At 72.2% G+C, this 13861-nt stretch carries 11 protein-coding genes and 1 rRNA gene; 5 read left to right on the top strand and 7 right to left on the bottom strand.

Features of this window, described 5'->3' with window-relative positions; translation table 11 throughout:
- Positions 1-115: 115 nt before the first annotated feature.
- From ACFZB3_RS45755 to mtnA, 6 genes are all read right to left on the bottom strand, one after another.
- Complete coding sequence (locus tag ACFZB3_RS45755) at positions 116-1051, bottom strand: ComF family protein (RefSeq protein WP_391388951.1); 936 nt, start codon at positions 1049-1051, stop codon at positions 116-118.
- A 259-nt stretch (positions 1052-1310) separates the two neighbouring features.
- Positions 1311-3149: an LpqB family beta-propeller domain-containing protein gene (locus ACFZB3_RS45750; protein WP_391388948.1), complete on the bottom strand. Its 1839-nt coding sequence runs from the start codon at positions 3147-3149 to the stop codon at positions 1311-1313.
- Entirely contained in the window at positions 3139-5181 is a 2043-nt protein-coding gene (gene mtrB / locus ACFZB3_RS45745) for an MtrAB system histidine kinase MtrB (protein WP_391388945.1), read from the bottom strand. The genes ACFZB3_RS45750 and mtrB overlap by 11 nt, the downstream gene beginning before the upstream one ends.
- 1 nt (position 5182) lies before the next feature.
- Positions 5183-5872, bottom strand: a complete 690-nt coding sequence (mtrA, locus tag ACFZB3_RS45740) for a two-component system response regulator MtrA (RefSeq protein ID WP_015659998.1) — start codon at positions 5870-5872, stop codon at positions 5183-5185.
- Between the two features lie 184 nt (positions 5873-6056).
- Positions 6057-6470, bottom strand: coding sequence for a hypothetical protein (locus ACFZB3_RS45735; RefSeq protein ID WP_391388942.1), 414 nt, complete (start codon positions 6468-6470; stop codon positions 6057-6059).
- A gap of 233 nt (positions 6471-6703) precedes the next feature.
- Positions 6704-7837, bottom strand: a complete 1134-nt coding sequence (gene mtnA, locus ACFZB3_RS45730) for an S-methyl-5-thioribose-1-phosphate isomerase (protein WP_391388939.1) — start codon at positions 7835-7837, stop codon at positions 6704-6706.
- Between the two features lie 152 nt (positions 7838-7989).
- Here mtnA and ACFZB3_RS45725 point away from each other — a divergent pair, with 152 nt between their 5' ends.
- From ACFZB3_RS45725 to ACFZB3_RS45705, 5 genes are read left to right on the top strand one after another with little or no spacing between them, the layout of a single operon-like run.
- Positions 7990-9369 (top strand): hypothetical protein, encoded by a 1380-nt coding sequence (locus ACFZB3_RS45725; RefSeq protein ID WP_391388936.1) that lies wholly within the window; start codon positions 7990-7992, stop codon positions 9367-9369.
- A 34-nt stretch (positions 9370-9403) separates the two neighbouring features.
- A complete protein-coding gene (locus ACFZB3_RS45720; RefSeq protein WP_391388934.1) occupies positions 9404-10174 on the top strand; it encodes a DUF4129 domain-containing protein in 771 nt (256 codons plus the stop codon).
- Entirely contained in the window at positions 10171-11373 is a 1203-nt protein-coding gene (locus ACFZB3_RS45715) for a DUF4350 domain-containing protein (RefSeq protein WP_391388931.1), read from the top strand. The genes ACFZB3_RS45720 and ACFZB3_RS45715 overlap by 4 nt, the downstream gene beginning before the upstream one ends.
- A complete protein-coding gene (locus ACFZB3_RS45710) occupies positions 11373-12362 on the top strand; it encodes an AAA family ATPase (RefSeq protein WP_391388928.1) in 990 nt (329 codons plus the stop codon). The genes ACFZB3_RS45715 and ACFZB3_RS45710 overlap by 1 nt, the downstream gene beginning before the upstream one ends.
- On the top strand, positions 12362-13672 hold the full coding sequence (locus ACFZB3_RS45705) for a DUF58 domain-containing protein (protein ID WP_391388925.1): 1311 nt from the start codon (positions 12362-12364) through the stop codon (positions 13670-13672). The genes ACFZB3_RS45710 and ACFZB3_RS45705 overlap by 1 nt, the downstream gene beginning before the upstream one ends.
- Positions 13673-13774: 102 nt before the next feature.
- On the opposite strand, the gene rrf is transcribed toward ACFZB3_RS45705, so the two are convergent.
- Positions 13775-13861 (bottom strand): 5S ribosomal RNA (gene rrf, locus ACFZB3_RS45700); the annotation flags it as partial.

The raw sequence follows: 13861 nt of genomic DNA, 5'->3' as shown, positions 1-13861 counted from the left end.
TCTCCCTCACAACCGAACATATCTCGCCCGGACGGATGTCGTCACCCTCTACTGATGCGTACCTCCATTCAGGTGAATTGGCCCCGTCACTACCTGCAACGATGTACGTTCACGGTCAGTTCCGGTTCATTTCGAAAGAATCCGGTGCGGCCGCGACCACGGCGGCACGGACCGGGCCTGCGAGGCCGTTCACCTCGGCCATTCCCGGTGCGTTCCGTGCCCACTTCGCTCGCTCTTCCCCTGGTCCGGTCTTCCGTTCCTCCCTTCCTTCCCAAGCCGCGCGCCGATACACAGCCGTTGTTGCCTCTCCTGCCCCTTCGGCCCCTGCCCCCTCCCGTACCGCACGCGCCGCCTCCGCGAGGGTGGCGCCCGTGGTGACGAGGTCGTCGACGAGGACGACCCGGCCTCCGGCCAGCAGCCGGGCACCGCCCGCCGTCACCTCCAGCGCGCCCGCGAGATTCGCGAACCGCTGCCGGGCGTTGAGCCCCGCCTGGTCGGCGACGGCCCGCCGCTGCCGCAGCACCGGGGCCACCCGTGCCGGGGCCCCGGCACGCCGCAGCTCCGCGGCCGCCGCGAGGGCGATCCGCCGCACCGGGTCGTGTCCCCGCGCCCGCACGGCCCACGGCGCGGACGGCACGGGCACGAGCAGCACCGGCCTGGACCCGGACGCGCCGGTACCACCCGCCGTACCGCTCCACGAAGCGACGATCCGCACGGTCCGGCCGTCCCTGAGCCCGGCCGGGCCGTCCCGAAGCCCGTCCCGGAGGCCGGCTCGCACCGCTCCTGCCAGTGCCGCGCCCAGCGCACCGGCGAGCGCCAGCGCACCGCGCTCCTTGTGGGCGAGGAGCGCCGTCCGCACCTCGTCCGCGTAAGGCGCCGCCGCGTACACCGCCGGCATCCCGGACGGCTCCGGCACCGGTCGCACCCGGCGCGGTACGGCCCCGCTCAGGGCGGCACGGCACTCGTCGCAGAGCACCGTGCGAGGCGTCCCGCAGCCTCCGCACTCGGCCGGTAGCACCAGGTCGGTGAGGTCCTGCCACCACCCCCGCATGTGCCCACTGTGCCAACGACCGGCCCGACCGGCCACCCCTGTGGACGACCGCCTGTGGACAACTCCGCACGACACGCACAGCGCGTCACCCACACGGGTGAGAAGGAACGTTGCTGTACCGAAGAGCCGGAGAACGGTTGCCCGGGGCGCACAACAGCTCCCGTCCACCGCCCACGGACACGCGTCCATCGCCCACGAAGACGGCCGCCCCGCCGGCTCGACGCCGGACCGGGACGGCCGCTCATGCTCGGCGCGGGGCTCAGCCCGGATAGACCGGCACCGACCCGTCCTTGACCACCTTCTGCCACTGGTCCCCGGACGGCAGCCGGACGATCCCGTCGTCCTGCGAGGCGGCCACCAGCGGCACCCGGTCGTCCTCGGACGCGGCGATCGCCAGGACACCCGTGAGCGCCGCGGGCGCCGGCCCGTCCGGTGTGGAGCCGTCGACCCGGACGTACCGCGTCTGCTGCACGCCGCCCTGCTCGCGCCCGACCACCACGAGCTTGCTGTCCCCGGCCCACGACATCGCGGTGACCTCCTCGGATCCGGGGGTCGCGGAGCGCAGTTCGAGGACCGAGACCTCCTGCTGGTCGTCGGACTTGGTGCGCTCGATCCGCCCGACGAGCAGCGACTGCTTGCCGTCCTTCTCGACGACGAGCGCGATCCGCACCCCGTCCGCGGCGACCCGCACGTCCTCGATGCGGCCGTCCAGTTCGGGGATCTGCACGGCCACCGGCTGGCCCACCCCCTGCGCCAGCATGTACAGCTGCGGCTTGGCGGGGTCGCGGTCGGCCACCCACAGGTCGCCGCGGGCGTCCCAGCTCGGTGCCGTCAGCCGGTCGTTCCCGGTCGCACCGTGACTGGTCAGCACGGCGTCGCCCAGCGAACCGTCCGACGCGAGCGAGGTGACGTACAGCGCCCGGCCGTCGCTGGTGACCCCGGCCGCGGTCCGCTCGTCGCGGGCGACCGCCACCGACCCCAGCGGCTTGGTGCCCGCGCCGAACGGGCCCGGTACCGCGACCGCACCGGTGCCGGTGCCGCCGGTCGTCATCCGCACCAGCCGGTGCTTGGCGTCGAGGAAGTACAGGTAGTCGGGGTGCTTGGTGGAGGCACGCCAGGCGGTCGCCTCGGCCTGCTCCTCGGTGACGTCGCACATGTGGGCGCCGTTGACGGACCGCAGCGCGACCGAGTCCACGGTGGGCGTCAGGTTGCGCAGCGTGAAGAGCAACTGGGTCGCCATCTCGCTGCACTTGGTGGAGCCGATCCGGGACGCCTTGACGTTCAGCGGCACCGTGAGCTGGTTCTGGTCGTCCGGGGTCAGTCCGGACACGCCCTTCTTCAGCGCCGTACCGGTCGGGAAACTCGACCGGACCACCGGGCCGAGCCAGGTGGTGGGACCGCTGAGCAGCGACCGCACCAGCTGGGTCGTCGGGTCCACCCGGCTGCGCACGAAGACGGGATCGGCGACCGCCACCGGCTGCCCGGTCTCCCCGGCCGACGTGTCCGAGGCGAAGTAGTACTTGTCGACCGACGTGTAGTTGCGCTGGAAGTCGGACTTGCCCATCACGACCCCCTGCGGCAGCGAGTCGATCCGCCACTGCCCGCTCTTGGCGTCCCTCGTCAGATGCACCGTCCTGCGGTACGTCCCTTCCGCGGGCGCGTACGCCTGCTGCGCGTCGACCGTGGCCACCCGGCTGCCCTGCAGCGTGTAGGCGATGCTGTTCGTGCCCTCACGGCTCGCCGGCTGCGGGTCCGTCTGGATGCTCGGCCCGTTCGCCAGCACCATGGCCTGCGACTCCGGCTGCCAGGTCTTCGCGGCGGCCTTGGTCAGGTACTTGCGCGCCGTGTCGTAGTTCGGGTCGTCACTGGTCAGGGCCTCCAGGAAACCCTGCACGATCTCCGTGGACGACGCGTCCTGCTGCGGCGGCATGGCGAAGACCCGCACCTGCGTGTCCTGCCGCGGCGTCGACTCGACGTCCCGCAGGTCGCCGCTGTCCGGCATGGAGGCACAGCCCGCCAGAACCACGGCCCCACAGGCGGCGTACGCCACCGCTCGCGCCGGCCTGCGCCGGGCGCTCCCCTCGCGGTCAGCGCCCACGAAATGCCTCCCCTGGCTTGTTCGACTCGTCCGCCCCGTCGCCCTGACCGGCCTCGGGCGTGCCCTCCTGACGCCGGGCGCCCTGGGCCGGCCGGGGCACCACGCGCGCGCCGTTGCCGGGCAGCGCGGTGGGATCGGCGGTGGGGGCCACGGCGGCCATCCGCTGCGCCATCGGTGCGAGCGACGACGCCTGGCCGCCGCCGGGCTGCACCGGCACGGTGGCCCGCTTGTCCTCGCCGCTGCTCGGCAGCCCGGCCTCGCCGAGCCCCCGGTTGCGCCGGGAGTCCTTGGGCTCCAGGGGTATCGGCGAGCCCCGCAACGGCTCGTCCGCCGTCCTGGGGAGCGTCAGCCGGAACTGCGAACCGCCGCCCGGTTCCCCCCACGCCTGCAGCCAGCCGCCGTGCAGCCGCGCGTCCTCCAGGGCGATCGACAGCCCCAGACCCGTACCACCGGTGGTACGCGCGCGTGCCGGGTCGGCCCGCCAGAAGCGGCTGAACACCCGGGTCGCCTCGCCGGGCTTGAGCCCGACACCGTAGTCGCGCACCGCGATGGCGACCGCACCGCCGGCCGAGGCCAGTTTGACGACGACGTCCTTGCCCTCGCCGTGCTCGACGGCGTTGACGACCAGGTTGCGCAGCACCCGCTCCACGCGCCGGGCATCCGCCTCGGCCACCACGGGCTGCAGGTCGCCGAGCACGCGTATGTGCGTGCCCTTGCGCTCCGCGAGCGGCGCGGCCCCGCTGACCACCCGCCGTACGACCTCCCTGAGGTCTATCGGCTCGGCCTCCAGCGCCGCCGCGCCCGCGTCGAAGCGGCTGATCTCCAGCAGGTCGGCGAGGAGCGACTCGAACCGGTCCAGCTGGTCGGCGAGGAGCTCCGCGGACCGCGCGGTCACCGGGTCGAAGTCCTCGCGGGCCTCGTGGATGACGTCGGCCGCCATCCGGACGGTCGTCAACGGCGTCCGCAGCTCGTGCGAGACGTCCGACACGAACCGGCGCTGCATCCGCGACAGGTCCTCCAGCTGCTGGATCTTCAGCTGGAGGTTCTGCGCCATCTTGTTGAAGGCCTCGCCGAGCCGCGCGATGTCGTCCTCGCCGGTGACCTTCATCCGTTCCTGGAGCCGCCCGGCCGACAGCCGCTCGGCGATCCCGGCCGCCATCCGCACCGGCGTGACGACCTGGCGTACGACGAGCCAGGCGATGGCCCCGAGGAGGACGACGACGAAGAGCCCGGCGGTCGCCAGCGTGCCCTTGACCAGGCTGAGGGACTTCTCCTCCTGGGTGAGCGGGAAGAGGTAGTACAGCTCGTACGGGTCGTTGTTCGGATCGCTGACCTGCTTGCCGATGACCAGCGCGGGCTGCGACTCCTTGTCGTCCGTGTAGATGATCCGGGTGTAGCTCTGTGCGGCCGTCGTATTGCCGTTGATCCGCGCGCGCAGGTCGTCGGGCACGCTGGCCGTCGGGTCGACCTGTCCGGAGGCCCGTGTGCGCCCGCCGCCGCTGTTGTTGTCGCCCGCGGGCAGGGTGACCACGTCGAAGGCGCCCTGGCCGCCGCTGGAGAGGGACTCGACGAGGTCGCTCATCCACGAGGTGACGTTCTGCGACTGCCGCCCGTCCACGGACTCCGCGGTGTCACCGGTGCCGGTCGCGGCCTCGTCGGCCTTCTGCTTGGCCACCGCGAAACCACCGGTGGCCTGGGACTGCGAGGCCTTCACCTTCGCGTCCAGCAGGCCGTTGCGCACCTGCCCGATGACGACGAAGCCGAGCAGCAGGACGACGCCCAGCGACATCAGCAGGGTCGTGACGACGACCTTGAGCTGGATGTTGCGCCGCCACAGCCGCATGACCGGCAGCAGCGGTCGCCGCACCCAGCGCATGAACAGGCGCAGCACCGGGCTGCCCTGAACCCCGCCCTGGAGCAGGCCGCCCTCGAAGAGCAGCCGCCAGCGCGAACCGAACCGCTTCCCGCCGACAGACCGCTCCGGACGGTCCCCGGACCGGCCGGGGGCCGAAGCGGCACTGTCTCCGGACATGTCAGCTGGGTCCCGCCTTGTATCCGACACCACGGACGGTCACCACGATCTCCGGCCGCTCCGGGTCCTTCTCGACCTTGGAGCGCAGCCGCTGGACGTGAACATTGACGAGGCGGGTGTCCGCCGCGTGCCGGTAGCCCCAGACCTGCTCCAGGAGCACCTCGCGCGTGAACACCTGCCACGGCTTGCGGGCGAGCGCGACCAGCAGGTCGAACTCCAGTGGGGTCAGCGCGATCGACTGCCCGTCCCGCTTCACCGAGTGCCCGGCCACGTCGATGACCAGGTCACCTATGGCGAGCTGCTCCGGCGCCGGCTCCTCCGACCTCCGCAGCCGGGCCCGGATCCGGGCGACCAGCTCCTTCGGCTTGAACGGCTTCACGATGTAGTCGTCCGCGCCCGACTCCAGGCCCACGACCACGTCGACGGTGTCGCTCTTCGCCGTGAGCATCACGATCGGCACCCCGGACTCCGCCCTGATCAGACGGCACACCTCGATACCGTCCCGACCGGGCAGCATCAGGTCCAGCAGCACCAGGTCGGGCTTGGTCTCACGGAAAGCGGCCAGCGCCTTGTCGCCGTCGGCTACGAAAGACGGCTCAAAACCTTCACCACGCAGCACGATGCCGAGCATCTCGGCCAGTGCGGTGTCGTCGTCGACGACAAGGACTCGTCCCTTCATAAACGACATCATCCCATTCTCATAACAGTGAAGGTTGCGCAGGTGACCAGGCTCACCGGCCTGTGACCTTAGTCGTACTGAGCCGTCACTGTCTGCCCCCGTCCGTCGGCGTTGATGCCAGCCGTGCCGGCCGGGTCAGCCGTGGATGTCAACCCCGGCCGGGCCCGCGACGGACAATCCACGTCGGCATCGGCGGTCAAGCGCCTTCGGGCGAGCCGTCGTACCTGCCCGTGCGGGTCAGAATTCCCGGCGAGTTCGGATCGACCTCGCCCGTGTAGTGGTCCAGCCAGAAGTAGCGCTCGGTGCGTGGCAGCGGGACCTCCACGAGCCGGCCGTCATGCATCATCCACAGGCCGAAGCAGTCGTCCTCCTCGTCGTGGATCAGGACCTGCACGGAGTGCGGCGACGGCCAGGGCAACGACGCGAGGTGTTCCAGCAGTCCGATCCATCCGCTCCGCCGCGCGAACTCGGCAGCCCAGCCCTCGAACATGCCATGCCCGATATCGGTGAAGCGGCCGGCCCAGTCACGGCTGTCGTCCGGCTGGGTCAGCGGCTCCATGATCTCTCTCGCGTCGCTGGCCAACACGATGACCTCGGCAATTCTGCTCATGGGCGAATGTCACCAGCCGCAGGCGAGGAACCGCAATCGGGATTCGCCCCTGGAACCCGAGGCACCCGCCGACACTCGCGAACGGCACCCCCGCCATTCCGAGAGCTGGAAGAACCGTCAGCGGGGCCTGGACGATCGTCGAGGTCGCCGTCGGACGTCACGCCCCCTCGGCCTGCGGGCCGTCACAGGTGGAGGAGCCGTCTCCGCCGGTCGGGCCGGCATCGGTCCGTCAGCTAGATCGTCACCCGGCGGGACCTCGCGCACAGCTCGGCAAGAGCCGAGGCCGTCACGGGCGAAACGGCACCTTCCTCGGTGACGATCGCCGTCACCAACTCGGGCGGCGTCACGTCGAACGCCGGGTTGTACGCCTGGGTCCCCAGGGGCGCCACCGGAATCCCGCCGCCCGCTCCCGCCACCTGTGGCGACGTGACCTCGGTCACCTCATGGCCGGGGCGCTGCTCGACCTCGATGGACGCCCCGTCCGGGGTCCCCGGATCCACCGTCGTCAACGGCGCCACCACGATGAACGGCACATGGTGGTACCGCGCGAGCACCGCGAGCGGATAGCTCCCCACCTTGTTCGCCACCGACCCGTCGGCCGCGATCCGGTCCGCTCCGATCAGCACCGCGTCCACCTCCCCCGCCGCGAACAGCGAACCGGCCGCGTTGTCGGTGAGCAAGGTGTACGCCATGCCACTGCGAGCCGCCTCGTACGCCGTCAGGCGAGCGCCTTGCAGCAACGGACGTGTTTCGTCCACCCAGAGCCGCCGCAGCCGTCCCTCCCGGTGCGCCTTGAGGGCCACCGCGAACGCCGTGCCCTCCCCGCCCGACACCAGCGAACCGGTGTTGCAGTGGGTGAGGATCCGGTGCCCTCCGCCGGGCAACAGTTCCTCAAGCAGCGCCAGTCCGTGCTCGGCCATCCGGGCGCTGGCCTCGGCGTCCTCCCGGTGCAGCGCCCGCGCCGCGTTCAGCGCCGCCGCGGCCGCCGCCCCGCCGTCTCCGCCCTCGGCCAGGGCGGACCGGTACGCCGACGCGGCCCTGCGGACCCCGACGGACAGGTTCACGGCCGTCGGCCGGGCACCCGACAGCGCCACCGCGGCCTCGTCCACGTCGAAGCCCCGTGCGGCGGCGAGCGCCACACCGTACGCCCCCGCTATCCCGAGCACCGGCGCCCCGCGCACCGCGAGCGAACGGATCGCCTCGACCAGCGCCGGCGCGTCCGTGCACACCAGCCCGACCTCTTCCGCAGGCAGTCTGGTCTGGTCGAGAAGGACCACCACGGGACCTTCGGGCGGCTCCTCCCACCGGATCACCGGCATTCCCGTCGGCCGCTTGTCCTCGCCGGTTTGCGCGTACTGATCAGCCATGCGCTCAGTCTGCCCCGTATCCGGCAGACAATTGAAGGAACAATTGAAGGTGCGCAGCCTCTACCGCGGCCGGTCACTGGGCGCCCACCCCATGGCACGATGGCAGCCAACCTGCCGCCGCGCTCGCGGACGGGCACCGTGAAGGAGCTTCGATGAACGACACTCCGGGCTGGGCCTCGCCCGGATCCGCCCCGTCCGACGGGCGGGAACCCGGCGCGTCCGCCCCTGCCGACCGCCCCGTCCCCGCAGGGCCCGTCGAACAGCCCGCCGATCAGCCGGGCACGGATCCACAGAGCACCGGCTCGCAGTGGTCCAAGGAACAGCCGCCGCCCGGCCAGTGGTCCGCGCCCACCGGCGCCCCGGCACCAGGCCAGGCACCGCCGCCCCCACCCCCCGGCCCGGGCTGGGGCGGCAGGCCCCCCGGCGGCGGATACGGAGGACCCGGAGGCTACGGCGGATACGGCGGCGGCCCGGGCGGATACGGCCCGCCCGGCGGCTACGGAGCCTGGGGCGGCGGCTGGGGCGGCCCCCCGCCCGCCGCCAAGCCCGGCGTGATCCCGCTCCGCCCCCTCGGCGTCGGCGAGATCCTCGACGGCGCCGTCTCCACCATGCGCACCTACTGGCGCACGGTCCTCGGCATCTCGCTGACGGTCGCCGTCATCACCGAGGTCGCGGTGATCCTCCTGCAGGGCCTCGTCCTGAACGACACCGAGACCACCGACGCCCTCAACGACCCGAGCGCCTCCCTCACCGAGATCAGCCGCGCGGCCGGCGAGGTCGCGCTCAGCTCGGGCGCCGTCCTGCTGATCACCCTGGTCGGCACCATCATCGCGACAGCCCTGCTGACGACCGTCACCAGCCGCGCCGTACTCGGCAAGTCCGTGACCATCGGCGAGGCCTGGCGCGACGCCCGCCCGCAGGTCCTCAAGCTGTTCGGCCTCATCCTCCTGACCGGGCTCATCGCGGTCGGCGTCCTGCTCGTCGGCGCACTGCCCGGCATCGTCGTCGCGATCGCCGGCGGCCCGGGCGGCGCCATCGCCGCCCTGCTCATCCTCGGCATCCTCGCCGGTGTCGTCGTCACCGTGTGGCTGATGGTCCGCCTCTCGCTGGCCTCGCCCGCCCTGATGCTGGAGAAGCAGAGCATCACCAAGTCCCTGAGCCGCTCCACGAAACTCGTCCGCGGCTCCTGGTGGCGGGTCTTCGGCATCCAGTTCCTCGCCTCGATCATCGCCAACATCGTCTCGTCGCTCGCCGTGGTCCCCTTCACCCTGATCGGGGCCTACGCCGGCGGCCACGGCCTCACCGGCTTCCTGGAGAACACCAACAACAACTACGGCTGGACGTTCCTCGTCATCAGCGGCATCGGCTCGGTGATCGGCTCCATGCTCACCTTCCCGATCAACGCGGGCGTCACCGTGCTCCTCTACATCGACCAGCGCATCCGCCGCGAGGCCCTCGACCTCGAACTGGCCCGCGCCGCAGGCGTCGAGAACTACGGCGCCGGCGCCCCCGGCACCGTCCCGGGGAGCTGATGCGGTGAGCCCGACGGGGGGAGTCCTCACAGCAGTGCCGGCAACCCTGCCACGCGCCGCCGACGAGGCCCTACGAGGCCTGCTGCGGGCCCGGGACACGGCACTGCTGGCACTGGGCTCGGACGACCAGCCGCCCGTGACCATCCCGCGCGACCCCGCGCGGGATGCAGCACGGCGCGAACTGTCCAAGCGGATGTACCACGAGAACGACCCAGGGCTGTTCCAGCGCGCCCTGAACGCCGTCCTGGACTGGGTCGACCGCCTGCTCTCCGCCGCCGCGTCCGCGACGCCCGGAGGCGCACTGGGCCTGGTCGTCGTGGTCCTGGCCGTCATCGCCGTCCTGGGCGCCCTGTGGTGGCGCCTGGGCGCCCCCCGCCGCCAACCCGTCTCCGCCGCCACCCTGTTCGACGACCGCCCCCGCAGCGCCGCCGAACACCGCGCGGCCGCCGAGGCACACGCCGCCCAGGGCCACTGGAACCAGGCCCTCCAGGAACGCATGCGCGCCGTCGTCCGCGCCCTGGAGGAACGCGCCCTCCTCGACGTCCGCCCCGGCCGCACCGCCGACGAGGCCGCCGCCGAAGCCGGCCGCGCCCTGCCCGCCCACACCGACCGGCTGCGCGCCGCCGCCCGGGAGTTCGACGACGTGACGTACGGCGGCCGCAGGGCGACCCAGGCGTCGTACGACCGCATCGCCGACCTCGACCGCGACCTGGAACGCACCAAGCCGATCCTCACCGGCACCACCAGCAGCACCCACAACACACTCAGCACGAGCCACAACACCCGCCAGGGAGCCGCCGAATGAGCACCGGCGTAGCCCTCCCGCCCGCCGCCACCTCCACCGCGCCCACCACCCGACAGGTGTGGACCCGCACGCGGGGCATCGTCCTCGCCGTGGTGCTCGTCCTCGCCGGGGCGATCGCCATCGCCGTCATCCGCTCCGACACCAGGCACGGCGACCTCGACCCGCGCTCCGCCGACCCCTACGGCAGCCGCGCCGTCGCCGAACTCCTCGCCGACCGGGGCGTGGACACCCGGGTGGTCACCACCCTGGCCGAGGCACGCGCCGCGACCGGCCCCGAGACCACGCTTCTCGTCGCCGTCCCGGATCTGCTGACCCCGCATCAGCAGTCCCAACTGCAGGCGTCGACGGCCCGGTCGCGCGGCCGCACCGTGCTGGTCGCCGCCGGCAGCACATCCGTCGAACGGCTCGCCCCCGGCGTCACCGCCGACCCCGCCAACAGCGTCAGGTCCACGCTCGACCCCCACTGCAGCCTGGCCGCGGCCCGGCGGGCGGGCAGCGCCGACACCGGTGGCATCCGCTACACCACCACCCACCTCGACGCCAACACCTGCTACCCCAGCCAGCGCCTGGCCACGCTGCTCCGCATCCCCGCAGCCTCCGGAAACGGGGACACCATCGTCCTCGGCGCACCCGACATCCTGCTCAACGACCGCCTCGACAAGCAGGGCAACGCCTCGCTCGCCCTTCAGCTCCTCGGCTCCCGCCCCCATCTGGTCTGGTACCTCCCCTCGCTCTCCGACGCCACGGCCACCGGTACCGGCGACCAGAAAACCCTGTTCGACCTGCTGCCCTCCGGCTGGCTCTGGGGCACGCTCCAGCTCTTCATCGCCGCAGCCCTGGCCGCCTTCTGGCGGGCACGCCGACTCGGTCCCCTGGTGCCCGAGAAACTTCCAGTGGCGATCCGCGCCTCCGAAACCGTCGAAGGCCGCGCCCGCCTCTACCGCAAGGCCAGCGCCCGCGACCGCGCGGCCGCCGCTCTTCGCTCCACCGCCCGCACCCGTCTCGCCCCCCTCGTAGGCGTCCCCGTCTCCCAGGCGCACGCGCCCGAGGCCCTGCTCCCCGCGCTCTCCGCCCACCTGCACGGCGACGGACAGACCCTGCAAGCCCTGCTCTTCGGACCGCCGCCCGGCGACGACGCGGCCCTCGTCACCCTCACCGACCAACTCGACGCCCTCGAAAGAGAGGTACGCCGTCCATGATGGACCCGACCACTGACAACGCCGGGAACACCGGGAACCCGGCCGACGCCCGGGCCTCCCTGGAGGCCCTGCGCGCGGAGATCGCCAAAGCCGTGGTCGGCCAGGACCCCGCCGTGACCGGCCTCGTCGTCGCTCTCCTCTGCCGCGGACACGTTCTCCTTGAAGGAGTCCCGGGAGTCGCCAAAACGTTGCTCGTCCGCGCCCTCGCCTCCGCGCTCGAACTGGACACCAAGCGCGTCCAGTTCACCCCCGACCTGATGCCGAGCGACGTCACGGGCTCCCTCGTCTACGACACCCGCACCGCCGAGTTCTCCTTCCAGCCCGGCCCGGTCTTCACCAACCTCCTCCTCGCGGACGAGATCAACCGCACCCCGCCCAAGACCCAGTCGTCCCTCCTCGAAGCCATGGAGGAACGCCAGGTCACCGTCGACGGCACCCCGCGTCTCCTCCCCGACCCGTTCCTGGTCGCGGCAACCCAGAACCCCGTCGAGTACGAGGGCACCTACCCCCTCCCCGAAGCCCAGCTCGACCGCTTCCTCCTCAAACTGACGATCCCTCTCCCCTCCCGCCAGGACGAGATCGACGTCCTCACCCGCCACGCCGAGGGCTTCAACCCGCGCGACCTGCGTGCCGCCGGCGTACGTCCCGTCGCAGGCCCCGCCGACCTCGAAGCCGCCCGCGCGGCGGTCGCCAAGACGAGCGTCTCCCCCGAGATCACCGCGTACGTGGTCGACATCTGCCGCGCCACCCGCGAGTCGCCGTCCCTCACCCTCGGTGTCTCCCCGCGCGGCGCCACCGCCCTCCTCGCCGCCTCACGCGCCTGGGCCTGGCTGACCGGCCGCGACTACGTCATCCCCGACGACGTCAAGGCCCTCGCCCTGCCGGCCCTCCGCCACCGCGTCCAGCTCCGCCCCGAGGCCGAGATGGAAGGCGTGACCGCCGACTCCGTCATCAACGCGATCCTCGCCCACGTCCCGGTCCCCCGCTGATGCCCCTCACCGGACGCGCCGCCCTCGTCGCGGCCATCGGCTCCATCCCCATCGGCATCTGGGGACCTGGCTGGACCGGCCTCCTCGCCGTCGACGGCCCGCTGGCTCTGGCCTGCGCCTGCGACTTCGCCCTGGCGGCTCCGGTGCGACGCCTCGTACTGACCCGCTCCGGCGACACCTCCGCCCGCCTGGGCGAGACCGCGGACGTCACCCTGACGGTGACCAACCCGTCCGGGCGCCCTCTCCGGGCCCGCCTCAGGGACGGCTGGCCGCCCAGCAGTTGGCAGCCCGGCACGGAGGTCAAGGCCTCACGCCACCAGCTGACCGTCCCCGCGGGCGAACGCCGACGCGTCACGACCCGCCTGCGCCCGACCCGCCGCGGTGACCGCCAGGCGGACCGCGTCACGATCCGCTCCTACGGCCCCCTCGGCCTGTTCTCCCGCCAGGGCGGCCACAAAGTGCCCTGGACCGTACGGGTTCTGCCCCCCTTCACCAGCCGCAAGCATCTGCCGTCGAAACTCGCCCGATTGCGTGAACTCGACGGCCGCACCAGCGTTCTGACCCGCGGTGAGGGGACGGAATTCGACAGCCTCCGCGAGTACGTCCCCGGCGACGACACCCGCTCCATCGACTGGCGGGCAACGGCACGGCAGTCGGCGGTCGCGGTACGCACCTGGCGTCCTGAGCGAGACCGGCACATCCTTCTCGTCCTCGACACCGGACGCACCTCCGCCGGCCGAGTCGGCGACGCGCCCCGCCTCGACGCCTCCATGGACGCGGCACTTCTCCTCGCGGCCCTCGCGTCGCGCGCGGGCGACCGCGTGGATCTCCTCGCCTACGACCGCCGGATCCGTGCTCTCGTCCAGGGCCGCGCCGCAGGCGACGTCCTCCCCTCCCTGGTCGGCGCAATGGCCACGCTGGAACCCGAGCTCGTCGAAACGGACGCCCGCGGCCTCACCGCCACCGCGCTCCGAACGGCTCCACGCCGTTCCCTGGTCGTCCTGCTCACGACGCTCGACACCGCTCCGGTCGAACAGGGTCTGCTTCCCGTGCTCTCCCAACTGACCCAACGGCACACTGTTCTGCTCGCTTCAGTGGCCGACCCGCATATCGCGCGTATGGCGACGGCTCGCGGAAACGTCGACGCGGTGTACGAGGCAGCAGCGGCCGCACAGGCTCAGAGCGAACGGCACCGGACGGCGGAGCAGCTCCGCCGGCACGGTGTGACGGTGGTGGACGCGACGCCTGATGATCTCGCACCCGCGTTGGCTGACGCCTATCTGGCCCTGAAAGCGGCGGGCCGGCTCTGATTCCCGGATGGCAGGAGCCGCGGTCGGCTCCTGCCAATTCCTCAAAGTCCTTAAACGCAAAAGAGCCCCACACCGTGAGGTGTGGGGCTCTTTTCAATATTTGTTCGGCGGTGTCCTACTCTCCCACAGGGTCCCCCCTGCAGTACCATCGGCGCTGTGAGGCTTAGCTTCCGGGTTCGGAATGTAACC

The sequence above is a fragment of the Streptomyces sp. NPDC008092 genome, from assembly GCF_042957285.1.
GTDB lineage: Bacteria > Actinomycetota > Actinomycetes > Streptomycetales > Streptomycetaceae > Streptomyces.
The sequence above is the reverse complement of the archived record's forward strand: the minus strand, read 5'-3'. Positions and strand labels throughout refer to the sequence as shown.